Annotated in this window: 19 protein-coding genes and 1 pseudogene; 6 read left to right on the top strand and 14 right to left on the bottom strand. The window is 61.1% G+C overall.

From position 1 onward, the window contains the following. Positions 1-854: 854 nt before the first annotated feature. The 9 genes from AB4N48_RS05020 to AB4N48_RS04980 all read right to left on the bottom strand — a co-directional run bounded on the left by AB4N48_RS05020 (position 855) and on the right by AB4N48_RS04980 (position 8881). Positions 855-1895 carry an AI-2E family transporter gene (locus AB4N48_RS05020; protein ID WP_041479597.1) on the bottom strand — a complete coding sequence of 347 codons (1041 nt, stop codon included), beginning with the start codon at positions 1893-1895 and terminating at the stop codon, positions 855-857. Positions 1896-1964: 69 nt separating this feature from the next. Next, positions 1965-2771, bottom strand: a complete 807-nt coding sequence (locus tag AB4N48_RS05015; protein ID WP_056788158.1) for a DUF4892 domain-containing protein — start codon at positions 2769-2771, stop codon at positions 1965-1967. 115 nt (positions 2772-2886) lie between these two features. After that, positions 2887-3741 carry an alpha/beta hydrolase gene (locus AB4N48_RS05010; protein ID WP_095181598.1) on the bottom strand — a complete coding sequence of 285 codons (855 nt, stop codon included), beginning with the start codon at positions 3739-3741 and terminating at the stop codon, positions 2887-2889. Then, the gene (locus AB4N48_RS05005) at positions 3738-4544 is read right to left on the bottom strand and encodes an alpha/beta fold hydrolase (protein WP_460094901.1); all 807 of its coding nucleotides are present in this window, start codon (positions 4542-4544) and stop codon (positions 3738-3740) included. The genes AB4N48_RS05010 and AB4N48_RS05005 overlap by 4 nt, the downstream gene beginning before the upstream one ends. 152 nt (positions 4545-4696) lie before the next feature. Next, positions 4697-5140: a hotdog fold thioesterase gene (locus AB4N48_RS05000; protein WP_016773655.1), complete on the bottom strand. Its 444-nt coding sequence runs from the start codon at positions 5138-5140 to the stop codon at positions 4697-4699. Between the two features lie 31 nt (positions 5141-5171). Next, a complete protein-coding gene (locus AB4N48_RS04995; protein WP_423664912.1) occupies positions 5172-6827 on the bottom strand; it encodes an AMP-binding protein in 1656 nt (551 codons plus the stop codon). 204 nt (positions 6828-7031) lie between these two features. Then, on the bottom strand, positions 7032-7481 hold the full coding sequence (gene sixA / locus AB4N48_RS04990) for a phosphohistidine phosphatase SixA (RefSeq protein WP_150637596.1): 450 nt from the start codon (positions 7479-7481) through the stop codon (positions 7032-7034). Continuing rightward, a complete protein-coding gene (locus tag AB4N48_RS04985; protein ID WP_041479590.1) occupies positions 7478-7825 on the bottom strand; it encodes a DUF4389 domain-containing protein in 348 nt (115 codons plus the stop codon). Before AB4N48_RS04985 ends, sixA begins: the two co-directional genes overlap by 4 nt. A 30-nt stretch (positions 7826-7855) precedes the next feature. Then, positions 7856-8881, bottom strand: coding sequence for an NAD(P)H-dependent glycerol-3-phosphate dehydrogenase (locus AB4N48_RS04980; RefSeq protein ID WP_024013958.1), 1026 nt, complete (start codon positions 8879-8881; stop codon positions 7856-7858). Positions 8882-9126: 245 nt separating this feature from the next. Between AB4N48_RS04980 and AB4N48_RS04975 the strand changes: the two genes are divergently transcribed. From AB4N48_RS04975 to AB4N48_RS04950, 6 genes are all read left to right on the top strand, one after another. After that, on the top strand, positions 9127-11202 hold the full coding sequence (locus tag AB4N48_RS04975) for a TonB-dependent receptor plug domain-containing protein (protein WP_460094900.1): 2076 nt from the start codon (positions 9127-9129) through the stop codon (positions 11200-11202). 1 nt (position 11203) lies between these two features. Then, positions 11204-12136 carry an ABC transporter substrate-binding protein gene (locus AB4N48_RS04970; RefSeq protein WP_150637594.1) on the top strand — a complete coding sequence of 311 codons (933 nt, stop codon included), beginning with the start codon at positions 11204-11206 and terminating at the stop codon, positions 12134-12136. Next, positions 12133-14037, top strand: coding sequence for an ATP-binding protein (locus tag AB4N48_RS04965; protein WP_056788141.1), 1905 nt, complete (start codon positions 12133-12135; stop codon positions 14035-14037). Before AB4N48_RS04970 ends, AB4N48_RS04965 begins: the two co-directional genes overlap by 4 nt. Positions 14038-14284: 247 nt before the next feature. Then, positions 14285-14800: a 3-hydroxyacyl-[acyl-carrier-protein] dehydratase FabA gene (gene fabA / locus AB4N48_RS04960; protein ID WP_024013962.1), complete on the top strand. Its 516-nt coding sequence runs from the start codon at positions 14285-14287 to the stop codon at positions 14798-14800. A gap of 11 nt (positions 14801-14811) precedes the next feature. Beyond that, complete coding sequence (gene fabB, locus AB4N48_RS04955; protein WP_016773647.1) at positions 14812-16032, top strand: beta-ketoacyl-ACP synthase I; 1221 nt, start codon at positions 14812-14814, stop codon at positions 16030-16032. Positions 16033-16422: 390 nt separating this feature from the next. After that, positions 16423-16611 (top strand): hypothetical protein, encoded by a 189-nt coding sequence (locus AB4N48_RS04950; RefSeq protein WP_016773646.1) that lies wholly within the window; start codon positions 16423-16425, stop codon positions 16609-16611. Between the two features lie 68 nt (positions 16612-16679). On the opposite strand, the gene AB4N48_RS04945 is transcribed toward AB4N48_RS04950, so the two are convergent. The 5 genes and pseudogenes from AB4N48_RS04945 to cysM form a co-directional block, all read right to left on the bottom strand. After that, positions 16680-17222, bottom strand: coding sequence for a DUF2058 domain-containing protein (locus AB4N48_RS04945; protein ID WP_016773645.1), 543 nt, complete (start codon positions 17220-17222; stop codon positions 16680-16682). Between the two features lie 26 nt (positions 17223-17248). Beyond that, positions 17249-18082: a nucleoside triphosphate pyrophosphohydrolase gene (gene mazG / locus AB4N48_RS04940; protein ID WP_024013963.1), complete on the bottom strand. Its 834-nt coding sequence runs from the start codon at positions 18080-18082 to the stop codon at positions 17249-17251. 133 nt (positions 18083-18215) lie between these two features. Next, entirely contained in the window at positions 18216-20459 is a 2244-nt protein-coding gene (gene relA / locus AB4N48_RS04935; protein ID WP_041479585.1) for a GTP diphosphokinase, read from the bottom strand. A gap of 101 nt (positions 20460-20560) precedes the next feature. Then, positions 20561-21936: pseudogene (gene rlmD / locus AB4N48_RS04930) on the bottom strand (23S rRNA (uracil(1939)-C(5))-methyltransferase RlmD). Next, complete coding sequence (gene cysM, locus AB4N48_RS04925; protein WP_041479583.1) at positions 21936-22838, bottom strand: cysteine synthase CysM; 903 nt, start codon at positions 22836-22838, stop codon at positions 21936-21938. The pseudogene rlmD and the gene cysM overlap by 1 nt, the downstream one beginning before the upstream one ends. Positions 22839-23017: the final 179 nt, after the last annotated feature.

The following is a 23017-nucleotide window of genomic DNA, read 5'->3' as shown; positions in this document are numbered from 1 at the left end:
CGAGCAGGCTCGCTCCCACAATGAAACTGAGTGTATTCGGCAGATATTGGTTGGATGTGAGGGCGCTATCGCTGGCAAGCCAGCTCCCACAGGGATCGAGTGGTTTCAGAGAGATATGGGTAGCTGCCAGGCCGCCTTCGCGAGCAGGCTCGCTCCCACAATGAAACTGATTGTATTCGGTAGATATTGGCTGGATGTGAGGGCGCTATCGCTGGCAAGCCAGCTCCCACAGGGATCGAGTGATTTCAGAGAGAGATGGGGCGGCTGTCAGGCCGCCTTCGCGAGCAAGCTCGCTCCCACAATGAAACTGATTGTATTCGGTAGATATTGGCTGGATGTGAGGGCGCTATCGCTGGCAAGCCAGCTCCCACAGGGATCGAGTGATTTCAGAGAGAGATGGGGCGGCTGTCAGGCCGCCTTCGCGAGCAAGCTCGCTCCCACAAAATCAAAAGCAAAAGCGAAGCAGCGCAGCTGCCCGCGGCGAAGCCGCCCCACTCAACAATGAGCGCAAGCTCGAGTACTGCTTTTGATCTTGATCCACCGGCGACGTCGGAAGGCTGAGCGGAGGGATTGATCCGGGCGTGGGAGCGCAGCGACCGTACGACGCAGTCGTACACAGCGAGTGTAGGTGCAGCGAAGCAAACCGGAGCCGCTGCGCCCAGATCGATCCCGCAGCGAAGGAACCCGAGCCTGCGAGGGCCGAACGCAGGAGCAAGCCTTTTGGGTTACCTTTTTGGCGTTTGAAAAAGGTGACCCGCCGTAAGGGCGGAACCGCCAGCCCCCGCAGCGAAACATTCGGATATTCACACCAAACAAACCCAAGCATGGTCGGCCCAAAGGCCGCCAAGCCCCCCCTAGACCCGAGCCTGACTCTTACTCCAATCCGTCAAAAGACTATAAGCCACAGCCAACAACGTAGGCCCAATAAACAACCCGATAAAGCCAAACGCAATCAACCCGCCAAACACCCCGAGCAACACAATCACCAACGGCAGATTACCGCCACGGCTGATCAGATACGGCTTGAGCACGTTGTCCACGCCACTGATGATGAACGTCCCCCAGATCCCGAGAAACACCGCCATCCCGTACTCGCCCTTCCACGCCAACCACGCCGTGGCCGGCACCCACACCAGCGGTGGCCCCATCGGAATCAGACTCAGCAGAAACGTGACGATCCCCAGCACCAGCGCCCCGGGAACCCCGGCAATGAAAAAGCCGATCAACGCCAGCACTGCCTGCGCCGCCGCTGTACCAATCACACCGTTGACCACCCGCTGCACCGTACCGGCGACAAGTTCGATGTAATAGCCAGCACGATCACCAATCAAGCGCTGCAGCAGACTGTGCACAAACGCCGCCAGTCGCGGCCCGTCACGGTAGAAAAAGAACACGAACACCAGACTCAGCGTCAGCTCGAGAATCCCCCCGCCGATCTGCGCGCTGCGTGCCAGCAACCAGTTGCCGACCTGCCCCAGATACGGCTTGATCGAGACCATCAACGCCGCGCCCTGTTGATCGATGCTATCCCACATCGACACCAGCCGCTCACCAACCAAAGGCACGCTGCCAAGCCAGGTCGGTGCTTCCGGCAAACCGTCGACCTGCACATCCTTGATGAATGCCGTGGCATCGCGCACATGATCGGCGAGGTTGAAACCCAGCCACACCAGTGGCGCCGCCACCAGCAACATCCAGCCCAGTGTCAGGATCAACGCGGCCAGCGATTCGCGGCCATTGAGCCAGCGCGTGAGCAAACGCATCAGCGGCCAACTGGCAAACGCCAGCACCGCGCCCCAGAACAGCGCCGACCAGAACGGCGCCATCACCCAAAGGCTGGCACCAAACAACACCAGCAGCAGAATCTGCACCAGCAGGCGATCGTTATTGAGCATGGGAAGTCCCGGCAAAGTCAGTCAGCGAAAGAGTAGGCGAACACTGTGTGCGTGCTCGCCCGGCACAGCTTATCGCAACAAGTCGATGCGCAGGCCAGAGCCTTCGAGATTGCCGGCTTCCAGACGTGCCGCCCGTACGCCCTGATTGATCAGCGCCTGGCGCCAGGCTTCGGCCTTGGGCCCGGAAACCGTAACCCGCAAGGTCGTGTCGAGATTCAGACCACGGGAAATCAGGCGCAGCCAGGTGGCATCCGGTTCATCGACCAGTTTCGGAAAATCCAGCTCGCCGGTGCTTTTCAACTGACGCAGCAGGGTCGCCGAGGTCGGCAGCAATTCGCCCAAGGGCGCCGCAGCCTCGAATTGCTCGACATGCAGATAGGCTTTGCGATTGCCGCGAGTGATGCTGTAGAGCGCCACCAGCGTGTTGTCCTTTGGCGCCGCCAGCCTCAACAACAGATAAGCCTGTTGCTCGTCAGAGCCATACAGCTTGGCGTTGCCGAAGACCTCGTTGGCCCACAGGCTGCTTTCGCCGCAATCGCGGGCCTGGCACCAGAACAGCAATTCGGCATCCTGCTGTTGCAGGGCTTCGCGGGCGGCAGTAAAGGCTTCGGTGGCGGAATGTTCCGGCGGCAACTCGTAGGTCACCGAGGTAGTCTGGCCGCGGGCGGTGACCTGACCGTCGAACCGCAACTGGCCGCTGATCTTGCGGATCGAGCCCAGCGGGTAGATGCGCTCCAGCTCGGCCGCCGGGCGATAGTCGACGATCTGAGCATCGGCCAGACGCGGCACGATTTGCAGATCCTGGCTGCCCGGCACATCGGCAGCGAAGGACAAGGAGCTGAAGCAGCACAGCGCGAAGAGACTGAGTGACCGCATAGTCAGCCTCACCGGACGGTCATGGCTGGGCGGGTCGGGGTCGCAGCGGTATAGAAATCCATCGAGTTTGTCTCCCATTTCAACCCGCCCAGCCTCGACAGTTGCCCGCTGCAAGTCAAGGCATGGCGAAGAAGCGATTGAAACAGTCTGCTACAAGACCTGCGCCAGCCTCGTCATTCAAGTGCAAATGATGCCCGCCCGGCAACTGTTCGTGGCTGAAGGGTAGACGCTCCAGCAACTCAGGATGCCTGGCCAGCATGCCATCCGCCGCGACCACCAGACGCGCCGGGCAACTGACGCGCGAGGCAAACGCCATCGCCTGTTCTTCAGTAAGGCGCAGCGGCGATGGCAGAGTCAGGCGATTGTCGGTGCGCCAGGTGTAACCGCCGGGCACCGGCATCAACCCGCGCTGGGCCAACAGTTCAGCGGCTTCGCGACTGACCGCCACCAGGCCTTTCATCCGCGCCTCGATGGCACGCTCGAGGGTGGTGTAGACCGGTTTGCGCTTTTCCCGCAGATCAAGTTGCGCCTGCAGGGCCATGCCCATGCGTTCGGCAGCGTTTTCGCCCTTGTCTGTCGGAGGAATCACGCCGTCGATCAGCGCGAGATGGCTGATGCGCTCGGGCAGCGAACCGGCCAGCACCATCGAGACAATCGCGCCCATCGAATGCCCGAGCAGGCCGAAACGCTTCCAGCCCAGTTGTTCAGCGACTTGCAACACATCATGGGCGTAGTCCCACAAGGCATAACCGGCGCCGCTTGGTCGATGAGCGGAATGACCGTGGCCGGCCATGTCCAGCGCGACGATGCGCAAGCCATCAAGCTTGGGCGCCAGCCGGGCGAAGCTATTGGCGTTGTCGAGCCAGCCGTGCAACGCGATCACCGGCAAGCCGTCCTCGGGGCCGAACATATGCGCGGCCAATTCGATGTGCGGCAGGTTCAGGCGCACTTCTTCGCAGGTCGGGCTCATGCGCAATCCTTGTTCTGTCGCTGTTCCCAGCGCATGAACAGATTCTTGAGCAGCCGAGCCGTGTCCTGCGGGCGCTCCAGCGGGAACATATGCCCCCCAGGCATGCTCAGCGCCTCGCCCTGGGGCAGACGCGAGACGAAACGTGTGTGATGGCGCATGACCACGCGGCTCTTGTGCCCCCGCACGATGGCCAGCGGCACCTGCAACTGCCGGGTGCGCCCGGGACTGGTGTGCGGTACGCCGCGATAAATGCTGATTTCCGTGGCCGGATCAAAACGCAGACGCAGCTTGTCGTCGACCTGATGCAAACCGTGTTGCAGGTAGGCATCGAAGCATTCCGGATCGAAGCCGCGAAACAGGGTTTTGCCGGAAAAGTAACTGCGCGCGCTGTCGAGATCGGCGAATTCTTCACGGCGCCCGAGGGTGCGCCCGGCGGGAGTCAGCCGGTCGATGAAACCAAAGCGCTTGGCCGCGCGAATCACCCACTGATCAGTGCGGGTCAGCACCGGTGAGTCGAGCATGACCACGCCGCGATACAGCTCGGGACAACGCAACGCCGCGTGCAAGTGCAGCAGACCGCCAAAGGAATGGCCGACGCCCCACACCGGCTGCTCTTGCTGCTTCAGGTGATGGATCAGTTCATCGACCAGGTTGTACCAGTTGTCGTCCGCCGGAAAACGCGGGTCATGGGCATGCTGTTCCAGATGCGCGACCCGATACTCCGGCGCCAGCGCCGCGAACAACTTGCCATAGGTCCCCGAGGGGAAACCGTTGGCGTGGGCGAAAAAAATCGGTTGCGACATGCGGGCAAATCCATGAGCGGGAATCGTGGCGTTGATTGTCCGCAAGAGCCGGCGCCGCAGCAATGACCATAACTGCCAGAAATGGTGGTGGAGACGCTTCGCAAGCAAAAGACCACAACACCGAAGGCTGCGATCTTTTGATCTACAACCTGTCAACGCAGCGGCGGCTGTTCCCCCAGCGGCACCACCGCCATGGTCAGGCGCGACACGCAACTGGCCTTGCCTTCGTCGCTGGTCAAACGGATGTCCCAGACATGCGTGGTGCGGCCGATATGAATTGGCGTGGCCACCGCCGTCACCCTTCCGCTGCGCAAGCCGCGCAAGTGGTTGGCGTTGATCTCCAGGCCGACGCAATAGAACTTGCTGGCATCGATGCACAGATAACTGGCCATCGAACCCACGGTTTCCGCCAGCACCACCGATGCGCCGCCATGCAGCAGACCGTAAGGCTGGTGGGTGCGATGGTCGATGACCATGCTCGCGGTCAGCGACTGTTCGTCGAAGGCTTCGAAGCGAATATCCAGCACTTCGCCAATGGTGTTCTTCTGGATTGCGTTCAACTGTTCAATGTCGGGAGTAGTACGCCACAAGCTCATCGCAGACTTCCTTTGTTGTTGTAATCGACGCTCAATCCTGCCACAGCACTGCCTCGCTGCGCGCGCTCCATTCTTCGAAACGCGCGCCGTAGCGGTCTTCGATGACGTTGCGTTTGATTTTCAGGGTCGGCGTGAGGAAGCCGTTGTCCACCGCCCAACTGTCCTTGACCACTACCAGTCGGTGCAGGCGTTCGTGCTTGTCGAGGGCGGCGTTGACCTCCTGCAGCAATTTTTCCAGGCTCGCGTGCAGGCTGGCACGAGGCTCTTGCTGATTGACCGCCGACAGCACGCACAACCCCAGCGGTGCACTCAGGCCATCGCCCACCACGCATACTTGTTCGATGCGTGAATGCACGGCCAGACGGTTTTCGATCGGCGCCGGCGCGACGTATTTGCCCTTGCTGGTCTTGAAGATTTCCTTGAGTCGCCCGGTCAGGCGCAGGCGCCCTTCGCTGTCCTGCTCGCCCTTGTCGCCTGTACGCAGAAAGCCGTCTGCGGTCAGCGTCTCGGCGGTTTTCTGCGGTTCCTTGAAATAGCCGAGCATGTTGGCCTGGCTGCGCACCTGCACTTCGCCGGACTCATCGATGCGCACCTCGACTTCCGGGCACGGCTGGCCGATCCAGCCCTGTTTGTATCGCCCCGGCAGGCAGATATGCGAATAGCCGCAGCCCTCGGTCATGCCGTACACCTCCAGCACATCGAGGCCAAGTTTCTGATACCACGCGAGCAAGGTCTGCGGCACCGGCGCGGCACCGGACAACGCCACGCGCAAGGCATCCAGCCCGAGCCCGGCCAGCACCTTGTGGCCGACCCGCTTGCCGATGAAGGGCAACCCGAGGAGGAAGTCCAGACGCTGCGCTGGGATCTTGCTGTACACACCCATCTGGAATTTGGTCCAGATACGCGGCACGCCGAACATTGCCGTCGGCCGCGCGCGCTGCAGATCGGTGATGAAAGTCTCGAGGCTTTCGGCGAAGAAAACGGTCTGGCCGGTATAGATCGAGGCCAATTCGACAAACATGCGCTCGGCGACGTGGCACAGCGGCAGATACGACAGCAGCCGATCGTTCTCGTTGAGCCCGAACAACTGCGTGCCGCGACTGGTAGCGAAACCGAGATTGGCGAAACTGTGCATCACGCCTTTGGGCAGGCCGGTGGTGCCGGAGGTGTAAATGATCGTCGCCAATTGCTCGGCGGCGGGACGTGGATCGTCCTGGATTGGCGAACAGCTCTGCAGATCCGCCCAGCTGTAATCGAACTCGCCCGGCGGATGCAGTGGCAGGCTGATGGTCGGTAAACCCGTCGGCACGCCTTGCGCCATGCCTGCCCAGTCATCGAGCTTACCGATGAACGCCAGCGCACTTTCCGAGTGAGTCAGCACCTGCGCAACGGATTCAGCGGTGAGATTGGGGTACAGCGGCACCGACACATGCCCGGCCATCCAGATCGCCAGGTCGGCGATGATCCAGTGCGCGCAATTTTTCGAGATCAGGGCGATATGGCTGCCGGGCGGCAACTCCCGCGCCCGCAACCAGTGCGCGGCGCAGCGGGCCTGATGGCCGACATCGGCCCACGTCAGCGTCTCGACCTGACCGCCGCCGATGGGCTGCACAAGAAAGCGCTGGCGCGGGTGCCGGGCTTCCCGTTCGTAGAACACGTCCAGCGGCAAACGGAAGGCGGCAGACATGCGACTCGCTCCTGTTTTTTTGGTCTGGAGCAAGCGTAGTCAACCAAGCAAGTGCTTGGTTGGAATTTTCAAACAAATAATTTCATGGGTTGGCAGAAATCAATGTGGGAGCGAGCCTGCTCGCGAATGCAGTATGTCAGCCCCAAAAAAGGGTGAATGACACGCCGCCTTCGCGAGCAGGCTCGCTCCCACAGGGATATGGCGTTAAGGGTGCTTGAGGCTATTGAGCTTCATCGAGCCAATCAGCAGCTCGCTGTGCTCAAGCTCCGCCAGCCCCGCCGTACTCACCCGCTCCGGCGGATGTCCGGCGCCGTGCTGCAGATAGCTGAGCAGGTTGCCCACCAACGGGTTGTGGCTGACCAGCAAAACATTACTGACGGACACCAATTGCTCGGCGACCTTGTCCGGATCGCTATCCGGCGTCAGCCACTCGACCGTGCGAATCTCCGGCTCGAAACCCAATGCGTCGCGCACGATCTGCGCGGTTTGCTGCGCGCGCAGATAAGGGCTGGCGTAAATCGCCGTCAGCGGCTGGCCCATGAGATGCGCGGCGCTGCTCAGGACTTCTTTACGACCATGCTCGGTCAACTCGCGCTCGGAATCGATCTTCGAGTGAGGCACCGCCTCACCATGACGCAATACCCACAGTTTCATAGTTTGGGCTCCTCATCGCGCACCGGATGCGCGGCCGGGGCGACGGTGTGCGGCGCTTCACCTTCCGGGGTGCGCGGCGCCGGCCAGTCGGCGAACGGCCAGGGCTTCTGGTCACTGTGAAACGTGCCGAAGCGGCCAATCTGCGCGAGGAACTGGCTGAGGCTGTCGCCAAAATTCATCAGGCTGGCGCTCGGTGCGCCGTAGATCAGGCGGTAGATCAGTTGCACCAATACCACCGCGCCGAGGATGAATTGCGCGACTTGCCAGACCAGCAGATAAACGATCATCCACAACACCCGCAGGAGGATGGATTCGTACTGGGTTTCGCTTTTCGGATCGCTCATGGCTTGCTTCCTGTCCGTGTAACAGCTGAATCAGTTGAAACCGCTGGTGGAAATAAAGTCGACGTCGGTTTTCGGCTCGGCACGCATCAGTAGACCGATCACCTGCTCCAGCGTGCGTCCTTCGAACAGGATCGCGTGCAGCCCGGCGACCAGCGGCATGTACACGCCGACTTCCTGGGACTTGGCCTTGAGCACCTTGAGGGTGTTGACCCCTTCGGCGACCTCGCCGAGACGCGACACCGCTTCGTCAAGGCTCAAGCCCTGACCGAGGGCGAAGCCGACCTGGTAGTTGCGGCTCTTGGGCGATGAACAGGTGACGATCAGATCGCCAACCCCGGCCAGACCAAGGAAGGTCATCGGGTTGGCGCCCTGATTCACGGCGAAGCGGGTCATCTCCGCCAAGGCGCGAGTGATCAGCATGCTCTTGGTGTTCTCGCCCATCTCCAGCGCCACCGCCATGCCGGCGATGATCGCGTAAACGTTTTTCAACGCACCGCCCAGCTCGACACCGAAACGGTCGGCGCTGGCGTAAACGCGGAAGGTGCGCCCGTGCAGGGCGGCTTGCACCGCTTTGCACAGTTCTTCGTCTTCGCTGGCGACCACCGTGGCGGTCAGCGCGTGCTCGGCGATTTCCCGCGCCAGGTTCGGCCCGGACAACACGCCGATCCGCGCCTGCGGGGCGATCTCTTCGAGAATCTGGCTCATCAGCTTGAAGGTCTGCGCTTCGATGCCTTTGGTCAGGCTGACCAGCATCTTGCCGCTCAAGCGCTCGGCGTGGGCGGCGAGTACCGTGCGCAAGGCGCTGGATGGCAGCGCGACAAAGCACAGATCGCAGGCATCGAGAGTGGCCTGCAGGTCGGTGACAGCGGTCACCCCCGGGAGAATCTTGATGCCTTTGAGGTAACGCGGGTTTTCGCGGTTGACCCGGATGGCCTCGGCCTGCTCGGGGTCACGCATCCACTGAAGGACTTGATGGCCGTTCTCGGCCAGCAGATTGGCCACGGCGGTACCAAAACTTCCGCCTCCCAGGACCGCAATCGGGCGCTGTTCAGTCATATGCAATCCGTTAATCCATACCAGTGGCGATGCCGGGCATTATACGGGGCGACCCGGTGGCGGCCAGCCCCAGCAACAATTACCGACATTTGTAGGAAGAAGACCAATAAAACCTAGGAAAATGCCTGCAACGTCACTGGAAAAGTCGCAGCCCTCGGTTAACATGCGCGCCAATTCTTCTCTCTGCAGGCTGTGTCGTGTTTTCTGGCCCTCCTTCCCCGCGCTCGCCCCTGTTACTCGCGCTGATGTTCAGCCCGCTGGTGCTGGCGGACGATCTGTTCGTCGACAGCCAGACGCTGCCGCCGGTGCTTACGGCCACGCGCCTGAAGCAGACCCCGGCCGAAGTACCGGGGAGCATGACCGTTCTCGACAGCGAATTGATCAGCGCCAGCGGCGCCCGCGACATCAGCGAATTGCTGCGACTGGTACCGGGGATGATGGTTGGCAGCATCAACGGCAATCAGCCGGCGGTGAATTACCACGGCACCAACGCCAGCGAAGCACGGCGCATGCAGGTGTTGATCGATGGCCGTTCGGTGTATCGCGCCGGGCTGGCGACGGTGGACTGGAGCGATATTCCGGTCGCGATGGAAGATATCGAGCGGATCGAGGTGTTTCGCGGTCCGAACACTGTCAGCTACGGCGCCAACGCATTGATGGCGGTGATCAACATCATCACTCGCCACCCGGCCGACAGCCACGGCACGCGCCTGAAGATCACCCGTGGCCAGCGTGGCATCAACGACTTTTATGCCAGCCAGGGCACCGGTTGGGATGGCGGCGATCTGCGCCTGTCGCTGTCCGGCCAGGAAGACGACGGTTTCGACAGCGACCGCAACGGCGCCGATTATCGCGACAGTCGGCGCTTGAACCGTCTGAGCTTGGCGGTCAGCCATGATCTCAATGAAGATCAAAGCCTCGACTGGCAGCTCAACGCCAAAGACGGCAGCAATCAGCGGCCTTATACCTACCGCCCGGTGTTCTCGGGGATTACCGACGCCGGGAACAATTCCGACGTGGTGGCCAAGGATTACGCCGGTTCGGTGCGCTGGAACCTCGACATCAATCCCGAACACAGCCTTTATGTGCAAGGTTCGGCGCAGCACTGGGATCGCCAGCAGGTCTGGCGCGCCTGCGATGCCGAAGTGTCGTTCAGCCCTGAACTGACGCATCTGTGGCAGCTCAACCCGAATTACACCGAACGGCTGGCGCGCAACATCACCCGGTTCACCGGCCCCGGCGCGGCGCCCGGCACGCCGCAGGAAATGGCGCTGGCCAATCAAGTGCTCGAGCAATGGCGCAACGGCGCCAGCCAGACCTTGTGCGGCGATATCGACCAGAGCGCCCGCGAGTCGCGTTACGACCTCGAACTGCAGGACACCCTCAGCCTGGCAGACAGCCTGCGTCTGGTCAGCGGCCTGAATTACCGCTACGACCGCGCCGACTCCGAAACCTACTTCAACGGCACCCTCGACGACACCACCTGGCGCGCCTTCGGCCAACTGGAATGGCGCGCTACCGAGCACTGGCTGGTGCAGGGCGGGGCGATGTTCGAAGACACGCAACTGATCGGCAGTTCGCTGACCCCGCGCTTCGCGGTCAACTACCTGATCAACCCGCGTCACGGCCTGCGCGCGGTGTACTCGGAGGCGATCCGTTCGCCGGACATGTTCGAAAACAACGTCAACTGGAGCTATCAGGTCAGCAACCTGCGACCCTCGGCCTATGGCCAGTCGTCGGCGCGGTATTTCGTCAAGACCCGTGGCCCCGGCGATCTCGATCAGGAACACATGCGCTCGCGGGAATTGGGCTACAACGGCTACTTCGCCGAGCTCGGACTGGCCGTCGACGTGAAGCTGTTCTACGACGAAATCACTGGGATGATCAGCGAGCCGCTGCGCAACAATCAGTACATCGCCAGCAATGCCAACAGCTCGCGCTTTCGCGGCACCGAAACGCAACTCGACTGGCGCCTCAATAGCGCCGACCGTTTGCGTTTGACCTACGCCTTCGTCGACGCCGAGGCGAGCAATCCGCTGGATCAGCAGTTGACCTCGCGCAACAGCGGTTCCGCCGGTTGGCTGCGCAACTGGGGGCATGGCTGGAACAGCGCCCTCTTCTATTACGGTGACAACGCGCTCAACGGCTATCGCTTCGAACGCGTCGACACGCGCATCGCCAAACGCATCGCCATTGGCAAAGCTCAGCTGCAATTGGCCGGCGTGCTGCAACAGCGCCTCGATCATCAGCCGAATACCTTCGTCGACAATAATTACGATGAACGCCGGGTAATGTATTTCAGTGCCGAGCTGGAGTTCTAGGATGCGCAACGGCCCGTCACGGAAGACGCCAACCCTTGGCCACTGGCTGGCGGGGCTCTGCCTGTTCTTGACCGCGTGGCTGCACGGGGTCGCGGTGCAAGCGGCGGATATTTTGTTGACCGGCGCCGAGGAAAGCCCCGGCGTGCAGGCTTTCGTACAAGCACTGAGTGAACTGCGCCCGACCGACAATGTGCGGTTCCAGCCGCTGGCCAGTTTGCCGGCACCGGGCAAATTACCGGCCAGTCTGCGCTTGATTCTGCTCGACCTGCCCAGCCTCGACTGGCGTCTGCAAGACTCACAAGGCCCATCGACGCTGGTGTTGCGCATCAGCCGCTTGCAGGCGCGCCAGCGTTTCGCCGATGCCCAACCGGCGCGCCTGAGTCTGCTCTGGAGCGACCCGCCGCTGAGCCGGCAATTGCAACTGATCCGGCGAATCTTGCCGCAGGCCCGGCGGGTCGGTGTGCTGTTCGATGAGCACGGCGAGTTCCTGCTCGACGAACTGCGCGTGGCTGCGCGGCCATTGAACCTGGAGATTGTCAGTCAGCGCTGGGACAACATTCACGACAGCCGTCCGCTGCAAGCGGTGCTGAAAAGCAGCGACGTCTTGCTCGGCCTCGATGACCCCGATCTGTACAACTCGCAAACGGCGAAAAACCTCCTGCTCAGCAGCTACTCGCGGCAGGTTGCGCTGATCGGCCCCAACATTGCATTCGTTCGCGCTGGCAGCCTCGCCAGTACCTACAGCGACCAGAGCGACTGGCTGGCGGTCCTCGACCATTTGCTCGATCAGCCCACCAGCGCCTGGCCGCGAGCGCTTTACCCCGCTCGTTTCAAAGTCTCAAGTAATGCGCAGGTGGCTCGTTCCTTAGGCATCGAACCGTTGAATGAAGCATCTGTCGCCAGTGCCTTGGCCGAAGGAGAGCGCCGCCCATGAATTTTCGCCGCCGTTGGGACATCAACACCCGCACGCAGCTGATCAGCCTCGGCCCGGCGCTGCTGCTGACGCTGCTGTTGATCAGTTTCTTTACCTTCGTCCGCATCCAGGATTTGCGTCAGGAGCTGAATCACACCGGCCAACTGATCGCCAACCAACTCGCCCCGGCCACGGAATACGGAGTGATCTCCGGCAACAACGAAGTGCTGGAAAGCCTGCTCAAGGCGACACTCGCCACGCCCAACGTGCGCTTTCTCGAAGTGCAGGACAGCGCCAACCGGATTCTGGTGTATGTCGAACAACCGGCCGACAGCCACAGTCGCCCGCACCAGGTCGAAGTGTTCCAGGCCCCGGTGCGTCTGCAACGGATCGCCTTGCACAACGACTTCTTCCAGGACGGCAAGGTCAGCAACAGCGCCGCCGGCGAGGATTATCTGGGGCGAGTGATCGTCGGCCTGTCCAACGATGCGTTCAGTCAGCGCCAGCAGGAGATCCTGTTCAAGGCCGGGATTCTCGCGCTGTTCGCCCTGCTCTTCACCTTCGTCGTCGCCCGTCGTTTGGCCGGCAGTCTGTCGCAGCCGATCCGTGACATTGGCGATGCGGTCAAGGCGATTCAGGAAGGCGATTACAAAACCCCGCTGCCGATTGTCGACGACACCGAACTGGGTGCGCTGTCGCAGCACATCAATAACCTCGCCCAGGCGCTGGAGCAGGCCAGTCGCGAACAGCAGCAAGCGATGGCGCAACTGATCCAGACCCGCGAAGAAGCGGAAAAGGCCAACAACGCCAAATCCGACTTTCTGGCAATGATGAGCCATGAATTGCGCACGCCCATGAACGGCGTGCTGGGCATGTTGCAGTTGCTCGAAACCACCGAGATGACCGAGGAGCAGGTCGAATACGCCGCGCTTGCTTCGGAGTCGACCGAGCACTTGCTCAAGGTCATCAATGACATTCTCGACTTCTCGCGAATCGAGCGTTCGGAGCTGGAGCTGGAGCACATCCCGTTCAATCTCGCCGAGCTGATCGGCGCCTGCGCGCAATCGTTCCAGCACAGCGCGGTGCAGCGAGGCCTGGCACTGAATCTGCGCATTCCCGACGACATGCGCGGCTTGCAGGTGCAGGGCGATCCGACGCGGATCCGGCAGATTCTGGTCAATCTGGTCGGCAACGCCTTGAAGTTCACCGAGCAGGGCCGGGTCAGCATAGAGGCGCAATGGCAATCGCTGGATCATGAACTGCTGTGGTTCACCTGCTCGGTGCGTGACAGCGGCATCGGCATTTCTTCGGAAAGTCTGGAGCTGATGTTCAATGCCTTCCAGCAGGCCGACAGTTCGATCTCCCGTCGTTACGGTGGCACCGGTCTTGGTCTGCCGATCGCACGGACCCTGGCCGAACGCATGGGCGGTACGTTGCGCGCGCAGAGTGAGGAAGGACGCGGTTCGGTATTCACTCTGGAAATTCCATTGGCGCTATATAAGCAGGCAATGCCAGCGCTGGCCGCGCCGCGAGCGCCGAACGGTAGTGGTCAGGGTGAAGGACGCCATGTGTTGCTGGTCGAAGACAACCCGGTCAACCAGACCGTGATCGAAGCGATGCTGCGCAGTCTGGGTTTTGCCGTCAGTGTGGCGACCGATGGCGCGCAGGCGGTGCGCAGTGCCGAGGGCAGCGAGTTCGAAGTGATTTTGATGGACTGCCGGCTGCCGATCATCGACGGCTACGAGGCCACACGGCAGATCCGCGACCTGCCCGGACGCCGCGATGTGCCGATCATCGCGCTGACCGCCAACGCCTTGCAGGGCGATCGCGAAACCTGTCTGGCAGCGGGGATGAACGATTACCTGGCCAAGCCGTTCAAACGCAATGACCTGCAGCAGATTTTGCAGCGCTGGGTGTCGTAGTGTGGGCCTTTCGACCATCTGCGACTGGCGTGAAAAGCGAAAGTGCGGCAGTCTTAGGCACCCGAACGAGCCCCAAAAGGGGCTTGATTAAAAATTTCAGTGCACAAGTGTACATTCATGTCCTTGGTGCTGTGACTTTCACCACAACGCAATAGTCTATGAGTAGGCTGCCGGTTCGAGGCATGAATGCCTTGAACGGTCGGGAAGATCTGCCCCACCTGCCGCATGGGATTATTGAGGAGCTCGCATGACCAAACAAAACGCCTTTACTCGGGAAGACCTGCTGCGCTGCAGTCGCGGTGAGCTGTTCGGCCCAGGTAACGCGCAACTGCCCGCCCCGAACATGCTGATGGTGGATCGCATCACCCATATCAGCGAAGAAGGCGGCAAGTACGGCAAAGGTGAATTGGTCGCCGAGCTGGATATCAACCCTGACCTGTGGTTCTTCGCCTGCCATTTCGAAGGCGATCCGGTAATGCCGGGCTGCCTGGGTCTGGATGCCATGTGGCAACTGGTCGGCTTTTTCCTGGGCTGGCAAGGCCTGCCGGGCCGCGGCCGTGCGCTGGGTTCGGGCGAGGTGAAATTCTTCGGTCAGGTGCTGCCGACCGCCAAGAAAGTCACTTACAACATTCATATCAAACGCGTCCTCAAGGGCAAGCTGAACATGGCCATCGCCGATGGTTCGGTCAGTGTCGACGGACGCGAAATCTACACCGCCGAAGGCCTGCGCGTCGGCGTGTTCACCTCCACTGACAACTTCTAAGGGTTATTCGCATGCGCCGCGTCGTTATCACTGGTCTGGGCATCGTTTCGTGCCTGGGCAATGACAAAGAGACCGTCTCCGCTAACCTGCGTGCAAGCCGCCCTGGCATCCGGTTCAACCCGGAATATGCTGAAATGGGTCTGCGTAGCCAGGTTTCCGGCTCCATCGACCTCAACCTTGAAGAGCTGATCGATCGCAAGATCTATCGCTTCGTCGGTCATGCAGCGGCTTACGCCTACCTGGCCATGAAAGACGCCATCACTGACTCCGGCCTGACCGAAGAGCAAGTGTCCAACCCGCGTACTGGCCTGATCGCTGGTTCCGGTGGTGCTTCCACGCTGAACCAGATGGAAGCGCTGGACATCCTGCGCGAGAAAGGCGTGAAGCGCGTTGGCCCATACCGTGTAACGCGGACCATGAGCAGCACCGTTTCCGCTTGCCTGGCCACGCCATTCAAGATCAAGGGCCTGAACTACTCCATCGCTTCTGCCTGCGCCACCAGTGCTCACTGCATCGGTACCGCCATGGAACAGATCCAGATGGGCAAGCAGGACATCGTCTTCGCCGGTGGCGGTGAAGAAGAGCACTGGAGCCAGTCGTTCCTGTTCGACGCGATGGGCGCTCTGTCCAGCAAGCGTAACGACACCCCGGAACAAGCTTCCCGCGCCTACGACAAGGACCGCGACGGTTTCGTCATCGCTGGCGGCGGCGGCATGGTTGTCGTTGAAGAGCTGGAACACGCTCTGGCCCGTGGCGCGAAGATCTACGCCGAGATCGTTGGCTACGGCGCAACGTCCGATGGCTACGACATGGTTGCCCCAAGCGGCGAAGGCGCGATCCGCTGCATGCAGCAGGCGCTGTCCACCGTCGACACCCCGATCGACTACCTGAACACCCACGGCACTTCGACTCCGGTCGGCGACGTTGCGGAAATGAAAGGTGTGCGTGAAGTGTTCGGCGACAAGGCTCCAGCGATCAGCTCGACCAAGAGCCTGTCCGGTCACTCCCTGGGCGCCGCCGGCGTGCACGAAGCGATCTACTGCATGCTGATGATGGAAGGCAACTTCATTGCCGGCTCCGCCAACATCGACGAGCTCGACCCGGAAGTGGCCGATCTGCCGGTGCTGACCAAGACCCGCGAGAACGCCACCATCAACACCGTGATGAGCAACAGCTTCGGCTTCGGCGGCACCAACGCCACGCTGGTGCTGAAGCGCTGGGAAGGCAAATAATTTCCCGCTGCTGAGCCACACAAAAAACGCCCCGACTGGTTCGGGGCGTTTTTTTTTCGTCTGCAGAATATAGCAGGTACACCGCAAAACCCTGTGGGAGCGAGCCTGCTCGCGAATGCGATATTCCAGTCACCCTATCGTCGTCTGACCCACCGAATTCGCGAGCAGGCTCGCTCCCACAGTGGGTTTCCGGGTGTCGGGAGATGAAACTTCTGTCATGAAACTTACCGCCCTGCGACCGAATGTCGCGGTTTACGCGGCCTGCAGCTTTGTTGCGAAATTCGCAACAACACCTTGCGCCAATTGGCGGTTTACTTAGCTGGCTACCAAATCCTATAACAGAGTCCTGCACATGCCTTGGTGCAGTAACTTGAGATCTGGAGCTAGCAGATGACTGTAAAAGTAACTGAACGCGACGATTCACACATGTCCCACGAAGGCCTGGCCGCCGGCATCCGTATCTGGGATGTGCATCAACAAGACTTGCTGGTCGGCATGTTCCACAACGAGATCGATGCCCACAACTACAAGGCTGAACTGGAAGTGCAGGAACAGCAAAGAGAACTGAAGTCCGCCTGAAACAACACAGCATTTGAAAACGACAAACCCCGCCATGAGCGGGGTTCGTCGTTGTTACAGCCGAGGCTTTACCACATCAGATCATCAGGGATCTGGTACGCCGCATACGGATCGTCCTCAGCGTTGACCTCTTCGGTCTGCACGTTGAGCTGGACGATGCGCTGCGGGTCGCGCTCCTGGATCTTCAGCGCCGCTTCACGGGGGATCACTTCATAGCCGCCGTTGTGGTGCACGATCGCCAACGAACCGCTGCTGAGCTTGTTGCGCATCAGCGTGTTGACCGAGATGCGCTTGACCTTCTTGTCGTCGACGAAGTTGTAGTAGTCCTCGGTGGTCAGCTTGGGCAGACGCGAGACTTCGATCAACTGCTTGACCTGCGCAGCGCGGGCCTTGGCCTCGGCCTTCTCCTGCTGCTGACGGTTAAGCTCCTGGTCGCGCTTGACCTTCTCGGCCATGGCTTCCTGGGCGGCGCGCTGCTGCGAATCGTCCAGCTCGGCCTGGCCTTTGTGAGCCAGGCGCTGTTGCTTCTGCTTGTCTTTGCTGACCTGCTTGGCCTGCTTTTGGTTGACCAGGCCTGCTTTGAGCAACTGGTCGCGAAGGGAAAGGCTCATCAATGCTTACTCACTTGGGCAACGGCTCAGCCGCAGCTGGGCTCATTCTTTTCCTGGCGTTTGGCTTCGCCCCACAGGGCGTCCAACTCTTCGAGGGTGCAATCTTCCATGGGACGGTGGGTGTCGCGCAATGCCTGTTCGATAAAACGGAAACGTCTTTCAAACTTGCCGTTGGCGCCGCGCAAGGCGGTTTCCGGATCGACCTTCAGATGCCGGGCCAGATTGACCACGGAAAACAGCAGATCGCCGATCTCGTCGGCCACCGCCACCGGATCGTTTTCGGACATGGCTTCGAGCACTTCATCGAGCTCTTCGCGAACCTTGTCGAGCACCGGCAAAGCGTCCGGCCAGTCGAAACCGACCTGCCCGGCGCGTTTTTGCAACTTGGCTGAGCGCGACAGTGCCGGTAAGGTGGCCGGCACGTCGTCGAGCAAGGACAACTGCTCGGGCGCGGAGGCTTTCTCGGCACGCTCTTCGGCCTTGATCTCTTCCCAGCGCTGCTTGACCTGCTCTTCGCTCAAGCGCGGCACGTCGAGCGGCGCGTACAGATCGCCCGTCGGGAACACATGCGGATGACGACGGATCAGTTTACGCGTGATGCTATCGATCACCCCGGCGAATTCGAACCGTCCCTCTTCCTTGGCCAACTGGCTGTAATACACCACCTGAAACAACAGATCGCCCAACTCGCCTTGCAAATGGTCGAGATCGCCACGCTCGATGGCATCGGCCACTTCATAGGCTTCTTCGAGGGTGTGCGGGACGATGGTCGCGTAGGTTTGCTTGATGTCCCACGGACAACCGAACTGCGGATCGCGCAGACGGGACATCAGATGGAGCAGGTCTTCGAGGCTGTACATCATTTTTCTGTCTCACCACAAAACCATTGTGGGAGCGAGCCTGCTCGCGAAAGCGCTGTGTCTGCAACAAAGATGTCGACTGACACGCCCTCTTCGCGAGCAGGCTCGCTCCCACAGGGAACAATCAATTGCATCACGGGGTACGGTTACGCCGGGTTTCGATGATGTTCGGCAATTGCGAAATCCGCCCCAGCAGCCGCCCCAGCGCATCCAGACCGGGGATCTCGATGGTCAGCGACATCAGCGCGGTGTTGTCTTCCTTGTTCGAGCGGGTGTTGACCGCCAGCACGTTGATGCGCTCGTTGAGCAGCACCTGCGAGACGTCACGCAGCAGCCCGGAACGGTCGTAGGCGCGGATGATGATGTCCACCGGATAGGTGAGCACCGGCACCGGGCCCCAGCTGACCTGGATGATCCGCTCCGGCTCGCGCCCGCCCAGTTGCAGCACCGAGGCGCAGTCCTGGCGGTGAATGCTCACGCCCCGGCCCTGGGTGATGTAACCGACAATCGCATCGCCCGGCAGTGGCTGGCAGCAACCGGCCATTTGCGTCATCAGGTTGCCGACGCCCTGGATCTGGATATCGCCGCGCTTGCCCGGCTTGTAACCGGTCGCCTTGCGCGGGATCAGTTCCAGTTGTTCGTTGCCGCGCTCCGGTTCGACCAGTTGCTGCGCGAGGTTGACCAGATGCGCCTGACGCAGGTCGCCGGCACCGAGGGCGGCGAACATGTCTTCGGCGGTTTTCATGTTGGCCTTTTCGGCCAGCTTGTCGAAATCCACCGCCGGCAGGCCGAGGCGATTGAGTTCGCGCTCGATCAGGGTTTTACCGGCCGCAACGTTCTGATCGCGAGCCTGCAGCTTGAACCAGTGAACGATCTTCGCCCGCGCGCGCGAGGTGGTGACGTAACCGAGGTTCGGGTTCAGCCAGTCGCGGCTCGGCGTGCCGTGCTTGCTGGTGATGATCTCGACCTGCTCGCCGGTCTGCAGGCTGTAGTTCAACGGCACGATACGCCCGTTGATCTTCGCGCCCCGGCAGTTGTGGCCGATTTCGGTGTGCACCCGATAGGCGAAATCCAGCGGCGTCGCGCCTTTCGGCAAGTCGATGGCGTGTCCGTCGGGAGTGAAGATGTAAACGCGATCAGGCTCGATGTCGACGCGCAACTGTTCGGCCAGACCGCCGATATCACCCAGCTCTTCATGCCATTCGAGCACCTGACGCAGCCAGGAAATTTTCTCTTCGTAATGGTTCGAGCCGGATTTGACGTCGGTGCCCTTGTAGCGCCAGTGCGCGCAGACGCCAAGTTCGGCTTCTTCGTGCATGGAGTGGGTGCGGATCTGTACCTCGAGGACCTTGCCCTCCGGGCCGATCACCGCCGTGTGCAGCGAGCGGTAGCCGTTCTCTTTCGGGTTGGCGATGTAGTCGTCGAATTCTTTCGGGATGTGGCGCCACAGGGTGTGGACGATACCGAGCGCGGTGTAGCAGTCGCGCATTTCCGGCACCAGCACGCGCACGGCGCGAACGTCGTAGATCTGGCTGAATTCCAGACCCTTGCGCTGCATTTTGCGCCAGATCGAGTAGATGTGTTTCGCCCGGCCGCTGATGTCGGCATCGACACCAGTGGCCTGCAGTTCGTCCTTGAGCTGGGTCATCACATCGCTGATGAAGCGCTCGCGATCCAGCCGCCGCTCGTGGAGCAACTTGGCGATCTGTTTGTATTGATCGGGTTCCAGATAACGGAAGGACAGGTCCTCCAGTTCCCATTTGATGTGACCGATGCCGAGGCGATGCGCCAGTGGCGCATAGATGTCGAAGACTTCGCGAGCGACGCGGTTGCGCTTTTCATCGTCGGCGGTTTTCACCGCACGGATGGCGCAGGTGCGTTCGGCCAGTTTGATCAGCGCAACGCGCACGTCATCGACCATGGCCACGAGCATCTTGCGCAGGTTCTCGACCTGCCCTTGGGTGCCCATGACCATCGATTGCCGTGGGCTGAGACTGGCGCTGATGGCCGCCATGCGCTGCACGCCGTCGATCAGCTTGGCCACCACCGGACCGAAGCGCTGGCCGATGGCCGCCAGCTCGATCTGGCCTTCGCGCACGCCGCGATACAAAACGGCGGCGACCAGCGAATCCTGGTCGAGCTTGAGGTCGGCGAGGATCTCGGCGATCTCAAGGCCAGTGCTGAAACTGCCGGAGCCTTCGGCCCACAGATTCTTCTTCGCGTTGGACTGCTGTTCGGCCTCGCGAGCGAACTCGCAGGCCTCTTTCAAGGCCTCGCGATCCAGTGCCAGATCGACACTGACCGCGTGATCGAGCCAGGCCTCGAGATTGATACTGCCGTCGGTGTTGATCGGCTGGTGTGCTCTCACCTGTACCATGCTGCTTTACCTTCCCTACGACGCAGATTCAATGCGTCAAATCGCTGATCCTCAGCGTCCGTTCGCGCTCGCGGGGCTCAGGCGAGCGCTGCGCGGACAGATCAGACGGATTCAGACGAGCCGTCCTGGCTCGCTTCAAATAACGCCATGGCCTCGACATGTGCCGTCTGAGGAAACATATCGAGAATCCCGGCACGTTTTAACCGGTAGCCCTGCTTGATCAATTCCTGCGTGTCGCGCGCCAGCGTGGCCGGATTGCACGACACATATACCAACCGTTTGGCACCCAGGGTCGCGAGCTTGCGCACCACCTCGAAAGCACCGTCACGCGGTGGGTCCAAGAGTACCGCAGAAAAGCCGTTTCCGATCCACTGGGCATCGCTCAAAGGCTGGGATAAATCGGCTTGAAAAAACTTTGTGTTATGCAAATTGTTACTGATGGCATTTGCAGCGGCACGCTCGACCATGGTCTGCACACCCTCCACCGCCACCACTTCACGGACGCTTTTGGCCAGCGGTAGCGCAAAATTTCCCAACCCGCAAAACAGGTCGAGCACGCGTTCTTCAGCCGTCGGTTTAAGCCAGTCCAGAGCCTGAGCGATCATCGCTTCGTTGACCCCGGCGTTGACCTGAACGAAGTCACCCGGCCGGTACGCCAGCTCGAGATCCCACTGTTCCAGGCGATAGCCGAGGCTCTGACCGGCTTCGACCGGTTGCGGTTCACCTTCGCCATGCAGCCACAACTGCGCTTCATGGAACTGGCAGAAATCCTTGAGAATGCTCAGATCCGCTTCGGACAACGGCGCCATGTGCCGCAGCAATAGCGCCAGAGATGAGCCGCTGAACAACTCGACATGGCCCAGCGCCTGCGGTTTGCTCAAGCGCCGCAGCATCTCTGGCAAGCGGGTCATGATCGGTTGCAAAGGCTGTACCAGCACCGGGCATTCGCTGATCGCGACGATGTCCTGACTGCCGGCAGCGCGGAAACCCACTTCGAGTTTTTTGCCTTCATGTCCCAGCGCACGGCGATGCGCGCGCGCCGACGGTAACCGAATTCCGGGCCGCTCAGCGGCGCCGCCCACTCTTCAGGTTCGAGACCGGCCACCCGCGACAATTGCTCGGCGAGCATGCGCTGTTTCAGGGCGAGCTGTTCGTCGTGGGGCAAGTGCTGAACGCTGCAACCGCCACAGCGGCCAAAGTGCGGGCATGCTGCCGGGCGCCGCAACTCGCTGGCCTTGAACACGCGTTCGGTGCGCGCCTCGACCACTTTGCCGTGGGCGCCGAGCACCCGCGCTTCGACCTCTTCACCGGCAAGGGCGCCGAGGACGAACCAGGTTTTGCCTTCGAAAAACGCGATACCGCGACCGTCATTGGCCAGGCGCTCGATGTTCAAGCGCTGCTTTTTGCCGGTCGGGATCTGTGGCGCCTTGCTGCCGCCGGTGGGCTGGAAGCGCAGGCCTCTCTCGTGTTTGGCCATCAGTTCGGCGCGTCGAAAATGCCGGTCGACAGGTAACGGTCGCCACGGTCGCAGATGATCGCGACGATCACCGCGTTTTCAACTTCTCTGGACAGGCGCAGCATCGCTGCCACCGCGCCGCCCGAGGACACGCCGCAGAAGATGCCTTCTTCGCGGGCCAGACGCCGCGTAACGTCTTCGGCTTCGCTTTGCGCCATGTCGACGATGCGATCGACGCGGTCAGCCTGATAGATCTTCGGCAGGTATTCCTGCGGCCAGCGGCGGATGCCGGGAATGGCCGAGCCTTCCATCGGTTGCAGACCGACGATCTGCACGCTGTCGCTCTGCTCTTTGAGGTAGCGCGACACGCCCATGATGGTGCCGGTGGTGCCCATCGAACTGACGAAATGGGTGATGCTGCCCTGGGTCTGACGCCAGATTTCCGGGCCGGTGGTGGTGTAGTGCGCTTCGGGGTTGTCGCCATTGGCGAACTGGTCGAGCACCTTGCCACGGCCTTCGGCTTCCATACGCTGGGCCAGATCACGGGCGCCTTCCATGCCCTCTTCCTGAGTCACCAGAATCAGCTCGGCGCCATAAGCAGTCATCGCCGCTTTACGCTCGGCGCTGGAGTTGTCCGGCATGATCAGGATCATCTTGTAACCCTTGATCGCAGCGGCCATCGCCAGCGCGATGCCGGTGTTGCCGGAGGTCGCCTCGATCAGCGTATCGCCGGGATTGATCTGCCCGCGCAACTCGGCGCGAGTGATCATCGACAACGCCGGGCGGTCCTTGACCGAACCCGCCGGGTTGTTCCCTTCGAGCTTGAGCAAAAGGGTGTTGCTGGTGGCGCCGGGCAGGCGCTGCAAACGCACCAGCGGCGTGTTGCCGACGCAATCGGCGATGGTTGGGTACTGCAAGGTCATGGCGTATTCGCAATCCAGACGTGCGGGGGCGCCTATCATACCGGCAAACCCGCGCAGGCCATATCACGCAAAGTGCGGTGCTTATGGTTTATGGGAATAAGCAAATAAAAGTCGCGCCAGTGGTGCGACTTTTATTTGAGTAACACTCAGTTCTTGTGGTGATGCTTGAATTCGCGAGC

This window comes from Pseudomonas sp. S2_C11 (genome assembly GCF_054668395.1).
Note: the sequence above shows the minus strand (reverse complement) of the source record. Positions and strands in the feature narration are given on the sequence as shown.